General features: G+C 34.5%; 24 protein-coding genes and 1 riboswitch. Of the genes, 8 read left to right on the forward strand and 16 right to left on the reverse strand.

Features of this window, described 5'->3' with window-relative positions; genetic code table 11:
• Window positions 1–77: 77 nt before the first annotated feature.
• Complete coding sequence (locus NSS74_RS15685; RefSeq protein ID WP_306475273.1) at window positions 78–614, reverse strand: YdcF family protein; 537 nt, start codon at window positions 612–614, stop codon at window positions 78–80.
• 202 nt (window positions 615–816) lie between these two features.
• Between NSS74_RS15685 and NSS74_RS15690 the strand changes: the two genes are divergently transcribed.
• Entirely contained in the window at window positions 817–1,482 is a 666-nt protein-coding gene (locus NSS74_RS15690) for a DUF421 domain-containing protein (protein ID WP_002126540.1), read from the forward strand.
• A 38-nt stretch (window positions 1,483–1,520) separates the two neighbouring features.
• Here the strand turns inward: NSS74_RS15690 and NSS74_RS15695 are convergent, their stop codons facing one another.
• A complete protein-coding gene (locus tag NSS74_RS15695; protein WP_033716432.1) occupies window positions 1,521–2,876 on the reverse strand; it encodes an MATE family efflux transporter in 1,356 nt (451 codons plus the stop codon).
• Window positions 2,877–2,965: 89 nt separating this feature from the next.
• Window positions 2,966–3,796 (reverse strand): MerR family transcriptional regulator, encoded by an 831-nt coding sequence (locus NSS74_RS15700; protein WP_002086530.1) that lies wholly within the window; start codon window positions 3,794–3,796, stop codon window positions 2,966–2,968.
• 268 nt (window positions 3,797–4,064) lie between these two features.
• Between NSS74_RS15700 and NSS74_RS15705 the strand changes: the two genes are divergently transcribed.
• Window positions 4,065–5,228: a cation:proton antiporter gene (locus tag NSS74_RS15705; protein WP_340813941.1), complete on the forward strand. Its 1,164-nt coding sequence runs from the start codon at window positions 4,065–4,067 to the stop codon at window positions 5,226–5,228.
• 63 nt (window positions 5,229–5,291) lie between these two features.
• Here the strand turns inward: NSS74_RS15705 and NSS74_RS15710 are convergent, their stop codons facing one another.
• The 8 genes from NSS74_RS15710 to NSS74_RS15745 form a co-directional block, all read right to left on the reverse strand.
• A complete protein-coding gene (locus NSS74_RS15710; RefSeq protein ID WP_002141082.1) occupies window positions 5,292–5,570 on the reverse strand; it encodes a DUF3986 family protein in 279 nt (92 codons plus the stop codon).
• Window positions 5,571–5,650: 80 nt separating this feature from the next.
• Window positions 5,651–7,000, reverse strand: a complete 1,350-nt coding sequence (locus tag NSS74_RS15715) for an aspartate aminotransferase family protein (RefSeq protein WP_033716322.1) — start codon at window positions 6,998–7,000, stop codon at window positions 5,651–5,653.
• 189 nt (window positions 7,001–7,189) lie between these two features.
• Window positions 7,190–8,740 carry a solute symporter family protein gene (locus NSS74_RS15720; RefSeq protein ID WP_002011892.1) on the reverse strand — a complete coding sequence of 517 codons (1,551 nt, stop codon included), beginning with the start codon at window positions 8,738–8,740 and terminating at the stop codon, window positions 7,190–7,192.
• A gap of 2 nt (window positions 8,741–8,742) precedes the next feature.
• A complete protein-coding gene (locus tag NSS74_RS15725) occupies window positions 8,743–9,084 on the reverse strand; it encodes a DUF485 domain-containing protein (RefSeq protein WP_002011894.1) in 342 nt (113 codons plus the stop codon).
• A 236-nt stretch (window positions 9,085–9,320) separates the two neighbouring features.
• Entirely contained in the window at window positions 9,321–9,950 is a 630-nt protein-coding gene (locus tag NSS74_RS15730; protein ID WP_098636196.1) for a sterol desaturase family protein, read from the reverse strand.
• 82 nt (window positions 9,951–10,032) lie between these two features.
• A complete protein-coding gene (locus NSS74_RS15735; protein ID WP_002011898.1) occupies window positions 10,033–10,326 on the reverse strand; it encodes a hypothetical protein in 294 nt (97 codons plus the stop codon).
• A gap of 19 nt (window positions 10,327–10,345) precedes the next feature.
• A complete protein-coding gene (locus NSS74_RS15740; RefSeq protein WP_002030886.1) occupies window positions 10,346–10,978 on the reverse strand; it encodes a LysE family transporter in 633 nt (210 codons plus the stop codon).
• A 139-nt stretch (window positions 10,979–11,117) separates the two neighbouring features.
• On the reverse strand, window positions 11,118–11,846 hold the full coding sequence (locus tag NSS74_RS15745; protein WP_002141079.1) for a YqcI/YcgG family protein: 729 nt from the start codon (window positions 11,844–11,846) through the stop codon (window positions 11,118–11,120).
• A gap of 259 nt (window positions 11,847–12,105) precedes the next feature.
• On the opposite strand from NSS74_RS15745, the gene cspB reads away from it, so the two are divergent.
• Window positions 12,106–12,303, forward strand: a complete 198-nt coding sequence (gene cspB, locus NSS74_RS15750; RefSeq protein WP_002011904.1) for a cold shock-like protein CspB — start codon at window positions 12,106–12,108, stop codon at window positions 12,301–12,303.
• A 119-nt stretch (window positions 12,304–12,422) separates the two neighbouring features.
• Window positions 12,423–12,671 (forward strand): DUF2564 family protein, encoded by a 249-nt coding sequence (locus tag NSS74_RS15755; protein ID WP_002011905.1) that lies wholly within the window; start codon window positions 12,423–12,425, stop codon window positions 12,669–12,671.
• 33 nt (window positions 12,672–12,704) lie between these two features.
• Here NSS74_RS15755 and NSS74_RS15760 read toward each other — a convergent pair whose 3' ends face one another.
• The 3 genes from NSS74_RS15760 to NSS74_RS15770 form a co-directional block, all read right to left on the reverse strand.
• Complete coding sequence (locus tag NSS74_RS15760) at window positions 12,705–12,881, reverse strand: zinc-finger domain-containing protein (RefSeq protein ID WP_002011906.1); 177 nt, start codon at window positions 12,879–12,881, stop codon at window positions 12,705–12,707.
• Between the two features lie 12 nt (window positions 12,882–12,893).
• Window positions 12,894–13,553, reverse strand: a complete 660-nt coding sequence (locus tag NSS74_RS15765; protein ID WP_002141078.1) for a ribonuclease H family protein — start codon at window positions 13,551–13,553, stop codon at window positions 12,894–12,896.
• Between the two features lie 268 nt (window positions 13,554–13,821).
• A complete protein-coding gene (locus tag NSS74_RS15770) occupies window positions 13,822–14,310 on the reverse strand; it encodes a QueT transporter family protein (protein ID WP_002011909.1) in 489 nt (162 codons plus the stop codon).
• A 6-nt stretch (window positions 14,311–14,316) separates the two neighbouring features.
• Window positions 14,317–14,361: riboswitch (PreQ1 riboswitch) on the reverse strand.
• Between the two features lie 132 nt (window positions 14,362–14,493).
• Here NSS74_RS15770 and NSS74_RS15775 point away from each other — a divergent pair.
• The 3 genes from NSS74_RS15775 (at window position 14,494) to NSS74_RS15785 (ending at window position 16,742) form a co-directional block, all read left to right on the forward strand.
• Entirely contained in the window at window positions 14,494–15,366 is an 873-nt protein-coding gene (locus NSS74_RS15775; RefSeq protein WP_002141077.1) for an aldose 1-epimerase family protein, read from the forward strand.
• A gap of 70 nt (window positions 15,367–15,436) precedes the next feature.
• Window positions 15,437–15,823, forward strand: a complete 387-nt coding sequence (locus NSS74_RS15780; protein WP_002011911.1) for a reverse transcriptase-like protein — start codon at window positions 15,437–15,439, stop codon at window positions 15,821–15,823.
• A gap of 13 nt (window positions 15,824–15,836) precedes the next feature.
• A complete protein-coding gene (locus NSS74_RS15785; protein WP_002141075.1) occupies window positions 15,837–16,742 on the forward strand; it encodes a DMT family transporter in 906 nt (301 codons plus the stop codon).
• Between the two features lie 2 nt (window positions 16,743–16,744).
• Here the strand turns inward: NSS74_RS15785 and NSS74_RS15790 are convergent, their stop codons facing one another.
• Window positions 16,745–17,005, reverse strand: coding sequence for a DUF6123 family protein (locus NSS74_RS15790; protein ID WP_340813942.1), 261 nt, complete (start codon window positions 17,003–17,005; stop codon window positions 16,745–16,747).
• A gap of 182 nt (window positions 17,006–17,187) precedes the next feature.
• Here NSS74_RS15790 and NSS74_RS15795 point away from each other — a divergent pair, with 182 nt between their 5' ends.
• Complete coding sequence (locus tag NSS74_RS15795) at window positions 17,188–17,748, forward strand: cysteine hydrolase family protein (RefSeq protein WP_002030879.1); 561 nt, start codon at window positions 17,188–17,190, stop codon at window positions 17,746–17,748.
• Between the two features lie 34 nt (window positions 17,749–17,782).
• Here NSS74_RS15795 and NSS74_RS15800 read toward each other — a convergent pair whose 3' ends face one another.
• Window positions 17,783–18,643, reverse strand: a complete 861-nt coding sequence (locus NSS74_RS15800; protein ID WP_002141074.1) for a GNAT family N-acetyltransferase — start codon at window positions 18,641–18,643, stop codon at window positions 17,783–17,785.
• Between the last annotated feature and the right edge of the window lie 49 nt (window positions 18,644–18,692).

Here is an 18,692-nt window from a genome sequence, read left to right on the forward strand (position 1 = left end):
CTTTCATGAACATGACATTTTTGTAAGATTTCCCTCGAAATAAATCCCGCCTCAAATTTCGGGCGGGATTACTTTAACTATATTCGATTCATAAACCAATATTGTGTAATCGCTAAATATTCTCGTACATTCGATGGAATGATAATTGGCTTCGGTGTTTTGGCCGGAAGCCCTTCTAATTGCAAACCTTGTTTTGCAGCTATTTTTTTCGCTCTAAACATATGGAAATCGTTTGTTACGATCATACCTTTTTTCATATTGGCTGGAATTAACGGTTTTGAGAATTTAATATTTTCATCTGTGCTCGTCGACTTATCTTCCATTATAATACGGTCTTCTGCAATATTTTGTTTCATTAATCCTTGTTTCATCGCTAATGCTTCTGTAATATCTTCACCTTTTCCTTGGCCTCCAGATACAATAGCAATTGTTTTATCATGTAATTTTAAATACTCAGCTGCTTTATCAATACGATATTGCAATGAATAAGAAGGTTTTGTTCCATTTACTTTCGATCCTAGTACAATTATATAATCCGCATCATCAATTGCATTCATATGCCCATGCTTATAAATGTTATATTGTAAAAACCCCGCATATACGGCGCAAATCATTATAACAACTAAAATATACTTGATTATTTTCTTCTTTCTCATATCCATATACCCCTATTCCCTTTACTCCCTTCATCATAATATCCATTTATTCGTTTGTATACAGACGAATTCCAATTAAGCCTAATTTATCCTCCAAAAGGTAATATTTCTATTAATTTCGGGAATAGTAAGTACAACTTCGCACGAAGGAGTGTCCCTATTGCTTCTCTTTTTATGTAACGTATCATTCTTTTTTATCTTATTTTTACTATCACTTAAGCTACTTGGTAAATCTGCATTAGCACAACTAACTCCTCATGATTTTGGGGCTATTATCTTTTTATCTTATTTAGCTTTTCAAGCCATACCAGTCGCTGGTGCTTTACAAGCATTTCTCGGTATGGTCGTTATTACATGTTTGCATTTGCTTCTTACAAAATTAAGCCTACTCAACAAACTAAATCGTTTTATTCTCGGACACCCCATTATTTTAATTAAACATGGTGATATTATTTTTGAGAACTTACAAAAAAGTAGATATCCGATCCCTGAATTGCTTTCTAACCTTCGCGTCGCAGGATATCCAAGTGTTCATGAAATTGAGTATGCGATATTAGAAGCGAATGGAGCTATTAGTATTTTACCAAAAAGAGAACTTGTGCCTCTGACTCCAAAAGATTTGAATATAAATGTTAAGTATGCAGGCTTACCAATTGCTCTTATCGTTGATTCACAAATTCAATACGATAACTTAAAATTAATCCATAAAAATGAAAAGTGGTTACATGCAGAGTTAATGGAGAAAGGCGTTACAAATATTAAAAATGTGGCTTTCGCTTCTGTGCAGGAGACAGATGGATCTTTTGCGATTAGTTTAAAAGAATGAAAAAAAATCCCCTTACTTGTTCAAGGGGATTTTCTTCACTATATTGCTTTTTTCTCTCTCGCCATGTTTAACGGAACAGGATGTTTCATACGATTCATCGTAAATACGATAATTGCTGTCAATACTTCCGCTACTGGCATAACGAGCCAAATTCCGTTTATACCAAATACTTTTGGCATAATCCATAACAATGGGATAACAAATAGTAAACCTCGGCTCATTATTATAAGTACTGATTTTTTCGTTTGTCGCACTGATTGGAAATACTCTCCATACACAATGTTATATCCTAAAAATACATATTGAATAAAGAATAAACTAATACCTGTTAACGTTAACTCCAATAGTTCTGGCGATTGAACATTAAATAAACCTATAATATATTTCCCGAAGAATAAACCGACAACAATCGCAATGCCTCCGAGTACAAGCGCAATTTTCACAGCAAACTGTAATCCTTCACGCAATCTTTCTGATAAGTTTGCACCGTAATGGAAACTAGCGATTGGTTGTAATGCTGCACCAACACCGAAGAATAATAGTAATGTCATTGCATGAATACTATTCACCATCGCATAAGAAGCTACACCTAGTTCTCCTGCATATTGAACGAATGCAATGTTAAAACCGATCGTTACGATTGCAACTGTACTTTCTGCTGTAAAGCTTGGGAAACCGATCACCATAATTTGTTTAACCGTATCCCATTCAAAATGGAATTTCGTCCATTTTAAAATACTACTTTTTCTAAAGAAGTGAGTTAATAATACAAGGAAACCAATTGCCGCTGAAAGAATAGTAGCTGAAGCAGCACCAGTTACACCCCATCCAAAGATGAAAATAAAAATATAGTCGAACACTATATTTAATACAGCCGTTACAACAAGACCTGCCATTGCTAAATTAGGATTTCCGTCATTTCGTATAAATGTACTTAAAATATTTTCTAAAACGTATATCATTCCAAATGTTAATAACACCTGTAAATAGTCTAATGCGTATGGTAAAATCACTTCATTCGCACCAAATAAATATGCTAAATCTTCTATTCTCCATAAGCAAATAGCCGCTAAAACGCCAACGATAACAACTGCTACTGTCATAGATTGAGTAAAGATAGACCTTGCTCTTTCCAGTTTATTTTCACCTAGTGCAATGGAATATAGCGTTGCTCCGCCCATTCCAATCCATAATGAAATAGAGAAGAAAATTGAAAAGGCTGGAATAGCTACGTTTACTCCGGCTAAACCGTTCGCTCCAACTCCTCTACTAATCATGACTGCATCAATCACAATATTAACCGACATTAATACCATCCCAAGAACAGCTGGTATTAAATACGTAATAAATAAACTTTTAATTGGTTTTTCTCTTAATTTTTCTGTTGTTTCCATCATATAAATGCTCCTTTTTCAATGCTCTGTTCACAGTTTAAACCTTAAAGTTACTTGAAGGTCAATAGAGAATCAAAAAATATATAAGCCTATTTTTTAACAACAGGTATTTGAATTTCCGTTACTTGCTCCTTCGGATTTTCTGTTACGGACCAATCAATTAATGCAAGTTCCAGTGCATCTCCGCACACTTCATATCCTTCGTTATCAATGTGCTTTAATAATTCCGTATACGTTGCGTCTGTTTCTTCATATGGTCCATGGTGATAAGAACAGGCAAATATCCCTTCTTTTATTTCATCTGAAGTATGCGCTTCAAAAGGCATGTAATCCAATAAAATAAACACACTGTTATATGCTTGAAACTCATTTTGCATTAATGCTTTTTTTGAAACTGTTACACCGATATCACCTGAAAATAAACTATTATCAATTTGCTTCATATTTTTTTGCAACGAATGGATATAATATTCAAACATATCATCCGTTGTATTTGGTGCAACTGCAATTGCTGTAATTTTTCGTTTCGGTATCTTTTTATAAATAATTTGATTTGCTTCAGATTTCGTCGCTTTCTTCATTAAATGGATTTTATGTTCCATTTTTGCCAAAGCATACTCGATTTCTCTTTGTTTTTTCAGCATCATTTCTTGTTGTTTTTCAAGTAAATTCAGCGCATAAGATGGATTTCGTTCATCAATATATTTCTTTATTTCCTTTAACGGGATGTTCAATTGGCGTAAAAATTTAATCGTATCTAATAGTGAAAACTGATCAATTGTGTAATAACGATAATTCGTTTGAGGGTCAACAATTGACGGATGAAAAATCCCTTTTTCATCATAATAACGTAATGTAGATTCCGCTATATTATGCATTTTCGCCATTTCCCCAATTGTAAAACGTTGATTTAATAACATTTTTCTTTCTCCATTCATTATATGTAAACTTTATTACTTCCTATTATATATCTATATCCCCCGTTTCTAAAACGAATCCTCTCATGAAAATCTGCTATTTTTTCATTGATTTTTAATAAATTTTATTATATATTAATTACAGGTTCAAATTACAAGTTCAAAAGAACTCGTAATAAGACCCTTTGTTTAATGGATCTTTACATATTATCATTAGGCAAATTCCGAGAAATCGTATGATAAAAATAAAAAATGATGAGGAGAGGATCAAATGGAATTCGAATTTTTCTTTCAGATTGCACTTATTTTATTAAGTACAAAGCTCGCTGGTGACCTTAGTGTTAGATTAGGTCAACCTTCTGTACTCGGTAAATTAATTGTTGGTATCGTTATCGGTCCAGCTATATTCGGATGGATTGAAAATTCAGAGCTTCTAACACAATTAAGTAATGTCGGAGTTATTCTTTTAATGTTTATGGCAGGACTTGAAACAGACTTAGAAGAATTAAACGCAAATCGTAATTCTTCTTTAGCTGTTGCACTTGGAGGTATCGTTCTTCCATTCGTAGGTGGTTACGTTGCCGGTCTTGTTGTCGGTATGGAACAAGGGAATGCTGTCTTTTTAGGATTACTTCTATGTGCAACAAGTGTTAGTATTTCCGTTCAAACACTTCGTGATTTAGGTAAAATGAAAACAAGTGAAAGTACGACGATGCTTGGAGCCGCTGTATTTGATGACATTCTTGTTGTTATTTTATTAGCATTTGCAATGAGCTTCTTAGGCACAGATGACGTTAACTTAACAATGATTATCTTGAAGAAAGTAGTATTCTTTGCTTCTATCATTTTAATTGGTTGGAAGGGTGTTCCAGCAATCATGCGTTGGTTATCACCGCTTCGCGTATCTGAGTCTATCGTTAGTGCTGCGCTTATCATCTGTTTCTCATTCGCATACTTCGGCGAACTATTAGGAATTGCTGGTATTATCGGTGCTTTCGCAGCTGGTATCGCTATTTCTCAAACGAACTACAAACATGAAGTAGAAAAGAAAGTAGAACCAATTGCTTACGCTATGTTCGTTCCAGTATTCTTTGTTAGTATCGGTATGAATATTACATTTGACGGTATTGGCGATCAAATTTGGTTCATCTTAGCATTAACAGTTATCGCTGTATTCACAAAACTAATCGGTTGTGGATTCGGTGCACGAATCACTGGATTTGATGCAAAGTCTTCTGCAATTATCGGTGCTGGTATGGTTTCTCGTGGTGAAGTTGCACTTATCATCGCAGGAACAGGACTTTCTTCTGGCCTATTAGCACAAGATTACTTTACAGCAATCGTTATCGTAGTTATTTTAACAACGATGATTACACCACCAATGTTAAAATACACTTTTGGTGCAAAAGATAAAGCAATGAAAGCAAGTAAATAAGTTTACTATAATAAAAGGAGATTGCTATCTTAAAAGATAGCAATCTCCTTTTTCATTTTCTCTTTAAACAATTCCATTCGTTTTTAACCATTTTTCAAAAATGGAGCGTGCTTCTTCATCATCGATATCATCACGAAATGAATAGACTTTAATGCCGTAATCATCTATATATTCACCTAGCTTCATTTCCTCCACTTTTTTGTAAAAATCATCTACCTCATAGTGTGGAATATAGGCATCCCAAATTGGTTCATTTATTTTTTTATACGCTGTCACTTCTAAATCATATCCATCTTCATAATATCCGATGTGATAATGTTTACTAGGGTCATATTTCTCCATTAATATCCCTTCCTTTAAAAAGCTATCCTATTTCACGTAATAAACAAAAGCGAGCTGTATATTACAGCTCGCTCAATTAATTAAATACGCTCCATCGCCGTCTTCAACGTACCAACAACGAAAGCAATTTCTTCACTTGATATAACGAGCGGCGGTGCCAATGTTAAGACATTATTATATCCTGCTGTTGTCATACCGTTACGCCCAATAATGAGCCCTTTTTCTTTACAAGCATTTACAACACTTGCAATTTTGTCATTATCAATTGGTTCTTTCGTCGCTTTATCATTTACTAGTTCGATTCCAACTAATAGCCCTTTCCCTCTAATATTACCAACAAGTGGATGTTCTCCGATTTCTTCTTTTAATTGATTTAATAAAAGCGAACCCATTTGTGCAGAGCGCTCAATTAAATTTTCATTTTCCATAATCTCTAAGTTTTTAAGCGCTAATGCACAAGCCGCTGGATTTCCACCAAATGTATTAATATGGCGGAAGAATTCATATTCTCCTGTTCCTTTAAATGCCTCATAAATTTCTTTTTTTACAGCTGTTGCTGATAATGGTAAATATGCGCTCGTAATACCTTTTGCCATCGTAACGATATCAGGCTTAACGTCATAGTTCATAAACCCAAATGCTTTTCCTGTACGCCCGAAACCACAAATAACTTCATCACTTATAAGTAGTGCTCCGTGTTTTTGACACGTTTCATGAACAGCTTTCATATAGTCTTGTGGCGGCATTAAAATACCTCCGCCTGTAATAATTGGCTCCATAATAAATGCTGCTATCGTTTCACTTAATTCCCATGTCATAACACGATCTACTTCTTTTACGCATTCTACATCATAAATATTTTGTGGTTCCATTTCTGGCATGCGGTAACAATCTGGAGGCGTTACGTGTAAAAAACCTGAAGCAAATGGCTCATATTGGTATCTACGTTGTGCTTGGCCAGTTGCCGCCATCGTTGCCATTGTGTTTCCGTGATAACCACGATAACGTGACATAAATTTGTAACGATGCGGTTCACCTTTTTGAGCATAATATTGTCTTGCTATTTTAAAAGCGGTTTCATTCGCTTCTGATCCACTATTAGAGAAGAAAATAACATACTCTCCACCAAGCCACTCGTTTAACTTTTCAGCGAGCTTAATTGCTGGTTCATGTGATTGTGACATCGGAAAATATGATAATGTTTGCAATTGCTTATAAGCTGCCTCTGCAAGCTCTTTTCTTCCATATCCGCTATTTACACACCAAAGACCACTCATACCATCTAAGTATCTTTTTCCTTGTATATCTTCAACCCAGCACCCTTCTGCTTTTGCCCCTACCATTGTACTACTTGGACTAAAGGGACGCATTCCGTGCCACACATATTGCTCATCTTTTGCTAATAATTCATCGGTTTGTTTTGTCTTCATCATTTCTTCCACCTTCCATAACAACTTATTTTTCACAAAGCTGCGTTGGTGCCATGATGAGTTAAATTTCTCCCTGCCTATTTTCATTCCACAAACACAAGACAAATCCTACCAAAATTTAAGTAATATTTATAAGAAAATGTCAAAAGAAAGAGGAGCTTTTCTTATATTTCGAAAAGCTCCTCTTTTTTAATGCGAAGATGCATCACTAATACCATGACCAGTATTAGATTTCACAAGAATTTCATCAAATTTCGCTGCATCTTCTTTCTTACTAGAGAAAACAGTTCCTAAATATGCTGCAAGAAACCCGAGTGGGATCGAAATAATTCCAGGTGTCGTATATGGGAATATCGCTTCTCCAACAAAAATAGCTTTTCCAGCTACTGGGTTCCAAACATTTGGACTTAACGCTACAAGAACAATCGCTGATACAAGACCAACAATCATACCAGAAATTGCTCCTGTTGTATTAAAACGCTTCCAATAGATTGTAAATAATATAACCGGTAAATTTGCACTCGCTGCAACCGCAAATGCTAGTGATACTAAAAATGCTACGTTTAATGTCTGAGCAAATAAAGCAAGTATAATAGATACTATCGCTACTCCAATAGACGCATAACGAGCCATTGACACTTGCTCTTTTTCCGTTGATTTTCCTTTACGGATAATCTCATTATAAAAATCATGCGCGAATGCTGATGCTGCTGTTAACACAAGTCCTGCTACTACAGCTAAAATAGTTGCAAAAGCAATTGCTGATACGAAAGCAAATAAGAAATCTCCGCCTAATGCTTTTGCTAATAAAGGTGCTGCCATATTACCAGCAGGGTTTGCTTTAATAATCGCCTCATTTCCTACAAACGCTGCTGCTCCAAACCCTAAGAAAATTGTCATAATATAAAACGCGCCAATTAACCACGTCGCATATACAACAGATTGACGTGCAGTTTTTGCATCACGTACTGTAAAAAAGCGGACAAGAATATGTGGTAATCCCGCTGTACCAAGGACTAGTCCTAAATTTAAAGAAAGTGTATCAAGACCATCCTTATACTTTACTCCTGGATTTAAAAACGAATCTTTTAATGGAGTAGCTGTTTTCATGTGAGCGAACATTTCAGTCACACTGAAATTAAATTTGGAGAAAACGATAACAGAAATAATAAATGTCCCTGCCATAAGTAGTACAGCCTTTACAATTTGAACCCAGCTCGTAGCTGTCATTCCTCCAAAAATAACATACACAGTCATAAGTGTACCTACGATTAATACAGATGTTGTATATTCAATACCTAATAATAGTTTAATAAGTGCACCCGCACCAACTAATTGTGCAATCATATAAAAAATTGAAATCGTCATCGTATTAAGCGCTGCTATACCACGAACTTTTTTCGCATCAAAACGTGCCGCAATCATATCCGCTAACGTGTACTTCCCTAAATTTCTAAGCGGTTCTGCGACAAGATATAGAACAACTAAATAAGCAACTAAAAAGCCGATACTATAAAAGAACCCATCAAACCCAGTTAACGCTATCGCTCCGGCTATACCAAGAAATGACGCAGCAGACATGTAATCCCCAGCAATAGCCAGACCATTTTGCCAGCCAGTTAATCCCCCTCCAGCCGTATAAAATTCACTCGCATTTTTCGTTTTTTTTGATGCAAAATAGGTTATGACGAGCGTACCAAGGACAATAATTAAAAATAGTGCAAACGCAGTAGTATTCAAATTCAGCCCCTCCCTTTTTGCATATCTTGCAGAATTTTTTGCGAAATTTCATCAAAGGATTCGGCTTTCTTGCTGTAAATCATACATAATGACCATGTCATAATAAATTGCGCAAAAGCAAATACCCATGCCCATGTCACATCACCAAACGCCGGTGTATTAAGCACCTTTGAATACGATGTTAAAATAGGTAGTGCTATAAAAAAACTTAAAAAGAAAATACTCATTGGAATGATAAACTTCTTTTTCGTATTTAATAACAATTGAAACTCTTCAGACTGAACAACTTCTGTATAATTCACCTCATTTTTTAACTTACGTGCTGACGTATCATCTCGTTTCATTCTCTGGTCCCCTCTCTTAACTTAAAATACAATTCCCCTTGCATACACAAAGACTAAATTTTATAAATATTCAGAAACTTATTTTCATTTTAGACAATCCGTACATTCCTGCAAAGATTTTTCGATAGACATTTTTCGTCATTTTCTCTTAAATTCCCAATATACTTTTTTAACATAAAATTTGATTGATTCGATTAAACTTTTATTCCCATTAAAATAGAAGAAAGAAGTAGTGCTTATCGCACTACTTCTTTCTTTGTCTCCTTTTCTAAATTACGAGCTGTTTCACTTAATTCAACGTCTTTTCCATCTTTAAGTGTTCCAAATATAAAATCGAATACTGGATTTGAAACTCCGAACCAAAACTTTTCATTTTTATAATGGTGTAATATGTGCTGTTTTTTTAGCCATCTTCCAAACTTAGTGAAGGGACGAATCGGTTTATGTGCAATATAATGTTTCCATTCATAAACGAGGAGCATGATAATCATTCCGATTCCGAATGAAAGTGTAACAGTAACACTTTTTGTAATACCATACGTTATAAGTAAATATATAGTAAAGCTAGGTATACTAAACCATACAGGCAAAAATAAAAGTTTTAAATCATCTGGATATACGTGATGATCATAATGTAATCTTCTTAACATTTTTAATAAAAATGCGTTTTTAGGCGGCTTTAAATGGAATAAAAAACGGTGTGTCATATATTCGTTAAACGTATAAAAAACAATCCCAAACATACACGCTAACATACCAATCCATGTGAAAAATTGCATTTTTAAAATAATAATAAAAATTAATAGAACACTATACATAATAACAATATCATGTTGTAAAAAAAACTCTTTCACCACTCTCTTCATCTTACTTCCCCCTTTTCCACAAAAACAGCCGCAACATATCGTTACGACCATTTTTTTCTATTTCATTCTTATTCTATTCACTTTACAAATTTGCCTGCTGTTCTATTGTCGAGAAAAAAGTGTTCGGACCAAATATATTTTGCTTCGGAATAATGTGTTCTACTGCAAACACTGTTACTTCTCCTCTTTGTACTTCTCCAATAATGAGACCAAATACTTCATGATTTACCGCAAACGTTGGTTGTTTCGTTTGCAGTAACCTTGCTGCATTTTTAAATACCGCTTCATATAGTGGATTCCTATCAGTAATTTCTTTTCGGATTTTTGGTGCTAAAGTGATGATAATTTCTTTTCCGTCAATAGTGGTTCGATACATAAAAATCTCCCCTTCAATCTTATATGAACAACTGTAAAGCTTTGTATGCAAAATGGATAGAATATCCTACTAAAATAATACCTGCTCCGGCTGTAATATAGCCAAGTGCTTTTTTCTTTAATAAAGTTCTTCCAAAATGTACAGAAAAAGCAATATTTAAATTCCACAAAATAATACCAACAATAATACAAAGACTGTACAAAAAAGCTTCTTGTTTCGTTACCTTTGTAAGCAACGAGCTAAGTGTACTTCCATATATACCAAACCAAAAAACGAGATTTAATGGATTGGATATCGCAATTAGAAATCCTGCCATAAAAGATTGTTTAAGTCCACCTATCTCTTCTTGTTTATATTCCATATTAGAGTGAGAAATTCCTTGTTTTACACTTTGAAACCCTAAATAAAACAACAAGAAAAAACCAGCGCAATACATAAAAGCTTGTACATATGTATACATAAACACAGAAGATAAACCAAAATAAATAAGCAGCATAAACAAAATATCAGCAGTCATTCCTCCGATTCCAACAATCCACGCATGCCAAAATCCACGTTCAATTCCTCGTTTTAACATTTCAATATTAATCGGACCTACAGGTGCAGCTAATGAAATACCTAATACTATTTGTTGTATAATTGCTCCAAACATCACTCTATCCTTTCTACTTCTTTTACTATTAAGTAATGATGCAAATAAAGAAAATAGACTAGCTTTCATAAAAATTATTCACTAATACAATACCCTTTTTTATCCAAAATATGCAAAAGAGCCATCCAATTGATGGCTCTTATTTCTCTACTCTATGATGAAAAGGACATTTACCTTTAATCGGCTCAATATCATCCCCTATGAAATATTGTTTCCATTCACGATGATTAGGATCGCCGTAGTGACTAATGTTAGGGTGCTTCGGCAACTGATCCCACTTTTCAACTCGTTCACGGACCATTTGTCTTGAATACGACCCTTTAGGACGATCTCCTTCTAATCCATCGAAAATAGTTCGTGGCTGGAATCCAATAACGAGAGAATTTCCTAAATGCCTAGTCTTTCGCTGTTTATAAGCTGGCGCATTCCCAAATGCAAATATTGGTTCACCACCAAATGAAAATTCCCATAAATGATGGTCTGGATTTTTCGGGATTTGCTTTGGCCATAATTGATTATCTTGTTCATGCAAATATTGTAGTACTTTCCAAAAATAATCTCGATAATATTCGATTGATTTTTCTTCACATTCCGGTTCCACAAAAAGAAAAAATCCTCTTCTTACAATCGGCCGCTCTTTCATTAGCTCCAAAAAAGTTAACATTGTATTGGGCAAATGACTCCAATCATTATGAGAGAGAAATGAATAACGAAGTTCATTCTTCTTCAAAGCTGTTAAACCGAAATAACACGGGAAGGTTGGTTCTAACACGACACTCGAAAAATCATGAAATTCTTTTGCAACCCAATTTGGTATGTCGACTCTATTTTTCATCCCTTCATTATCTAATAAATAAGACTTATCCATTCTTTCACCTCATTATGTACAGCATTCACTTAAGAATATTACATACTCGGCTTGTCCTATACCTTTTTAAAAATTCGAGAAAAATTAATTCAAAATACAAAATTTTAAAAACGCTTACTTGACTAAATTCTACCAATTCATGTATATTTAAATTAATCATTTAGCAGAATATTCGATAATATAGCATTTTTTATTTTTATTATTTTTTAATGAATTTCACTAAATGAAAAAAGGAATCGTTTTTAGGAGGAATTGTGACATGCAAGGAAAAGTAAAATGGTTTAACAATGAAAAAGGTTTTGGATTTATCGAAATGGAAGGCTCTGAAGATGTATTCGTACATTTCTCTGCTATTCAAAGCGACGGCTACAAAGCTTTAGAGGAAGGTCAAGAAGTATCTTTCGACATTACTGAAGGAAACCGTGGACCTCAAGCTGCTAACGTAGCAAAACTTTAATCCCACATATGACAGGAGGTTACCTTACTTGGTAACCTCCTTTGTTATTCCTTTGTATATTTCCGTTTTCCAGAGCAAAAACTATGTGAAATGCGCAAAATACAAAGGAGGCAATAACAATGGGGTCACATGTAAATGATTTTGAAGAAGTAAAATTCCGTGTAGAAACTGCACAAAAAATGGTAGGTTCTGCAACAATTTCAATGGATCCAGACACATTAGAGCATGCCACTACTGCAGTAGAATCGGCTCGTTCTCAGCTTGAAATCATGAAATCCGTTGCAACGGATTTAGATGAGCCATTTCTAATGAATGAAGAAAAAAAATTAAGTAAATGCGAGCATCAATTACACGAAGCGAAGCACTAAAAAACATCCAGAGAAAATTCTCTGGATGTTTTTTTATGACAATTGCTCCCCATACTTTTTCAACTTCTCTCCAACCGTACATTGCCGTATACAAAAAGAATGGGCATAGTATTTACTATGATTTTTCCGATTATGTTCTTGCAGGAAACACCCTCCGCAATACGTTTCTAATAAGTCATTTACCTCTGTAATGAGTTGCTTCTTCTTCACGTGTGCACCTCTCTATTCGGTTATTTCTTTATGACTATCAATTGTCGTCCCTTCTAATGCTTGCGCTGCTAATTGATGTGCCTCTTTATTTTGTTTTCTAGATATCGGTTCACAAATAAGCTTTAATTTCATTTGCTTCGCTTTTTGTTCAATTTGATCTAAGTAATGATTTAAATGTTCATCATAGCAAGGCCATTCACCAGCTAATTGCTGCAGTACAACTTGAGAATCTCCACGAAGTGTAACTGCTTCATATTTAATTCCTAATTCCTCGAGTGTATTCATCCCGTATAATAATGCTGCATACTCTGCTTCGTTATTATCATATATACCTTCTATGTATGCATTGCGACGAATTCGGTAATTTGTATTTCCTTTTTTATAGTATACACATATACCAACCCCAGATTCTTTCGTCTGTACATCATAACCACCATCAAAATAAACTTGAATTTCTTGCGGATCTTCCTCCACTTGCTTACTCAGTTTTTTCATTTCTTTTAATGACCATTCCGCGTCCATTTCATCGAAAAATAAAAGTTCTTTCACCCTACCTGTTTTCTCAAAATCCTCCGCAAATTGAAGCACTTCTTCTATGTTCATATAATCTGTTGTTAATTCAGTTTGTAAACCACGCTTCGTTTTATACAACCAATGTATTTTATATTTCATACTAGATTCCCCTTTTATAAGACTTCTTATATTTATCCCGCATGAACGGTCAGTAAGACTCCCACCTTAAAATTTAACGAAAGCAAAGAAGTTAGGCGGGAGTCGGGCTGTCCGTAAATGCCCGATTGGTGCGGGCTAATAATCAGTGGGGTCCCCCCACTGATTAAAGTTTCACTTTATTTTATTATATTTTATCAAGAGTCACAGTATTATATACAATTTAATCACATACAAAAAGAGCCATCCTAAGTAAGGACAGCTCTTTCATCTATTGCATAAATCTTTCAAATTGCACTCGCTTATTAATCCAGTACATTACAGGCATACCAATTGCCATTACAACAAATTCACCAACTGCACAAGTTAGCCATGTCAATAAAAATGGCAGATCAAACGCAAGATGAAGTTCAATTGCAATCATAAACATTGTGACTGTAAAAATAACTGTATTAAAAATCATACGAGCCCAAACACCTTTAATGAAGCGCATAGAAATAATAGTTGCAAGTAATGCAAGAATTGATTGCCCTACTCCAAATACTAAATCATAAGCGATCATAGGTGAGAAAAAGAGATTCGTTAAAAATACACCTAATACAATCCCGTAAATTGCTTTCTTATTGAATACAACGAGATGATTAAACATCTCTGAAATACGAAACTGTACACTCGTAAAGCCAAATGGCTGAATAAGCATAGAAACAGCAATATATAATGCCGCTAAAATACCATTACCGACTAATGTTCTTATATTCATGACAAAATCTCCTTAGTTTTTTTACGTGGGATGGTTTCGAACCACGTTATTCGTTTTTTAAGCAACAAGATTATATTTTACGCAATAGACACTCTCTCGTCAATAGATTCCTATCATTAACTACCTTTTTTCTTTTAGAAAACGTATAATAAAACATATGAAAGTTTTAGGAGGTTTCACTTCATGACAGCAACAATTCAAAATGAAAAAGTGATCGTTTCCATTTCTGACAAAGGTGCAGAATTACAAAGCGTTCGCTTAAAAGAAGATAACACTGAATACTTGTGGCAAGGCGATTCTACTTATTGGGGGCGCCGCGCACCAATTTTATTCCCAATTGTCGGCCGATTAGTAGATAATACATACTACGTGGATGGTAAACCGTATTCTTTAACACAACACGGCTTTGCTCGTGATCTTACATTCTCTGTACAAGAACAAAGTGAAACGAAAATCACTTATATTGTAACTAGCAATGAAGAAACATTAAAAAAATACCCATACGAATTCGAATTACTCGTTTCTTATGAGCTAGACGGACAAATCGTCCATGTAACATATGAAGTAAATAATCCTGCTTCAAAAGAGATGTTCTTCTCAATCGGAGCACATCCTGGTTTCAACTTCCCCTTATTAGAGGGCGAATCATTTACTGATTATCATTTAGCATTTAATGGTTCTGAACGCTTAGAAACAAGCGTATTAGAAGGACCTTATCTTTCAAGTAAAAAGCAATTAATTGCTGAAAATACGAATGAATTACCACTTACATACGATTTATTCAAAAATGATGCGCTTATTTTTGAAAATATGAATACGGATGAAATCTCTATTCGTTCTCATAAACATAATAAATTTGTAAAAGTAGAATTTGACGGATTCCCATTTGTCGGCGTATGGACACCAGGCGAAAACGCACCTTTCTTATGTATTGAACCTTGGTACGGTATTGCTGATGAAGTAAATCCGGCAAAAGATTTCAAGGAAAAAAAAGGAATTCAATCTTTACAAGCGAATGAAACATTTACATGTCGTTATAGTATTACAATCGGCTAAAGTACTCTATCCCCTACTTCAAAGAAACATATAAGTAGGGGATCATCTTATAATTTGGAGGTTTCTCATTTTGATTGAAGTATATATTGATGGTGCATCAAAAGGAAATCCTGGTCCTTCTGGTGCAGGAGTGTTTATTAAAGGCGTGCAACCAGCTGTACAGTTATCATTGCCCCTTGGGACAATGTCCAATCATGAAGCAGAATACCACGCTTTACTTGCGGCATTAAAATATTGCACGGAGCATAATTATAACATTGTCTCTTTTCGTACCGATTCGCAGCTTGTCGAGCGAGCTGTCGAAAAAGAATACGCAAAAAATAAAATATTTGCACCACTATTAGAGGAAGCATTGCAGTACATAAAAAGTTTCGATCTCTTTTTTATTAAGTGGATTCCAAGTAGTCAAAATAAAGTTGCTGATGAATTGGCTAGGAAAGCTATCTTACAAAATTAACGGGGGTATGAGTGTGAAAAAGGATTGGATTGCTCCTCTTGCTTTATTATTTGTCTCTTTTATTTGGGGAGCTACGTTTGTTGTCGTCCAAAATGCTATGTCTTTCGTTGGTCCATTTACTTTTAATGGGATTCGCTTTTTATTCGCTGGAATTATTTTATTATTCGTTCAAATGATTTTCTCAAAAAAAGCTTCAAAACAAGATATAAAACAGAGTAGTCTCGCTGGATTGATTGTTGGATTCTTTTTATGTGTTGGCTATGTATTACAAACATTCGGCTTACTTTATACAACTTCTTCAAAAGCTGGTTTCTTAACAGGGCTTAGTATCGTTATGGTACCAATTTTGTCTTTTATCTTTTTAAAACAAAAAGCTACCATTTTCATCGTACTTGGCATTGCTGTAGCAACAGCAGGTTTATACTTATTAACGGCTGGTGATTCTTTTCAATTAAACATTGGAGATATACTCGTTCTCGGTTGTGCAGTTGCTTTTGCTGCCCATATTCTTGTTAACGGTTTCTTTTCTAAGAAAATATCACCTTTATTACTAAGCACCTCTCAAGTATTAGCTGTCGGTATATTTTCTTCTATTTGCGCTTTTTTGTTTGAAGATTGGGAAAAATTATTTTCAGTTTCACTATGGACGAATCAATCCTTTTTATTCGCTCTATTTCTAACTTCCCTATTTGCGACATCCATTGCTTTTTTCATTCAAACATCGGCACAAAAACATACTTCTCCAACAAGAGTAGCAATTATTTTCGCAATGGAGCCCGTTTTTGCTGCATTAACAGGCGTTCTAGTTGCAAATGAACAGCTTTCTATTTCTGCTATTATTGGATGTCTATGTATTTTCCTAGGTATGGTTTTTGTTGAATTACCTTCCAAAACAAAAAAAGAAGCGCAGGCTGCGTGAAGTTACGCTTGTAACTTCCGCATAAAAGCCTTAGCGCTTTTTTTATCTGTAATTTCTTCTTCTTTCAATCGTTCTAATAACGCGACAAAATAACTGCCATCAAACTGTAATTGATGTTTAATCGTCGCTTCTATTGCTACGTTCACAATCCCATCAGATGCAGCAGTATATCCTTGTCCGAACATAATAAATCCTTGTGCTTCCTCTGATAATTTAAATCCTTTCGTATGTAAGAATGAAAGATAATCTTCTACTGTTTGCATGATATTCCCACCTACTCAAAAATTCTCCACTTCTTATCATACATGTTTTTATACTCTATGAGAATGAAATTTATTTGACAACTTTGTAAATCTATCGTCTACTTCTTAGAAAAAAGAGGAGTTCCTTACAATATAAAAGAATATGTAAAGTGGAATTTATTTTATATTAAAGGGGATATCGAATGAAACAAGCACTATTAATTATCGATGCTCAGCAAGAATTAATGGATGGAAATGAACAAGAAAATGAAGTTTTTCGTAAAACCGAGCTATTATCTACACTAAATACAGCCGTACAGAAAGCAATAGATGCAAATGCCCTTACTGTTTTCGTAAGAGATATCGATGTTGCTTCTGGTAGCGGAGAAGGATTTGAAGTACATAATCAAATTAAAGTACCTCAGTCTGCAATCCTTATTAATAAAGCAGCAACAAACTCATTCTATGGCACTTCTTTACTTGAACTTTTAAAAGAAGAAAAAATTAATCATATTGTTATAGGTGGATGTAAAACAGAACATTGCATTGACACCGCAGTTAGAACAGCTACTGTACAAGGATTTGACGTTACATTAATTAAAAATGGTCATTCCACAACTGATTCTGACGTATTGTCTGCAGAGCAAATTATTGGTCATCATAATAAAACTCTACACGGTCATTATAATGTTGATCATTTTTCTATGGTGAGAGATATCGAGGAAGATCTCTTTCAGCCAACTCACGACCAATATCGTGATTAACGAAAAAGAATCCTTTTCACAAAAGGATTCTTTTTTATCCAAAAATTTGCGCTGCAATACTGTATAGTTCTCCATTTCTTTTCAAAAATTGATCACTATTTTTTATCATAATTGGTGGGGTATTAACCTTTTGAAAACCAGTAATCTCTAATTCTTTCATGAAACCTTTCTTTCCTTCTGGTACATCAATTCTTAATTTACCATGATGCTCTCTTGCTAAATAATGTACCATTCTCATTGCCATCGCATCATTTTTAGCAACGACCGGTCCTATTATTTTATTTTCTGGCGTTTGTATACTTAAACCGTAACCTAATACATTTTGTTGTGCATCCTTTGTAACAATACATTGTTCAATTTGAATAATTCGATACTTTAAAAACTCTTCTCTATTTGTTCCAAATGCATCTTTATCTATTTGTATTATTTCTTCTAAATCACGTTCTTCATAATTCACAATATACTCTTCATTTCCTACACAATGGTAGTTCGCATTGTACGAGTTACATATGTATTTAGAAACATAACTAACAGCCCTGAATCCTAGTTTTTCATATAAAATTTTTCCCTCATCCGTGGCAATAAGCATAATGGGGGTTTGAGTTAATACGCTTTTAACACATAAATCCGTTATTATCTTTCCAATCCCTCTTCTTTTATAATCTGGATGTACAATTACCATTCCAATTGAGGCTAATCTCTCCCCGTATAGTATAATTGCTGCGCTAGCAATAAGCTCTTCTCTCTCATTTACTACACCATATACTATACCCGTATTCAAAATCATCTCAATTTCCTCTCTCTTGTAATCCCAGCCAATATGAGAAGATAATGCTACAATATCCTCTATTCTCCCTTTCCTAAGACGCTCCACCCTAATCTCCACTTCAATCATTCCCCATCTCCTTCTTTAGACGTTTGAACCATTCTGCATGAATCAACTT

Origin of the sequence: Bacillus sp. FSL E2-8868 (genome assembly GCF_038005505.1) — a bacterium.
Taxonomy (GTDB): Bacteria; Bacillota; Bacilli; order Bacillales; family Bacillaceae_G; genus Bacillus_A; species Bacillus_A mycoides.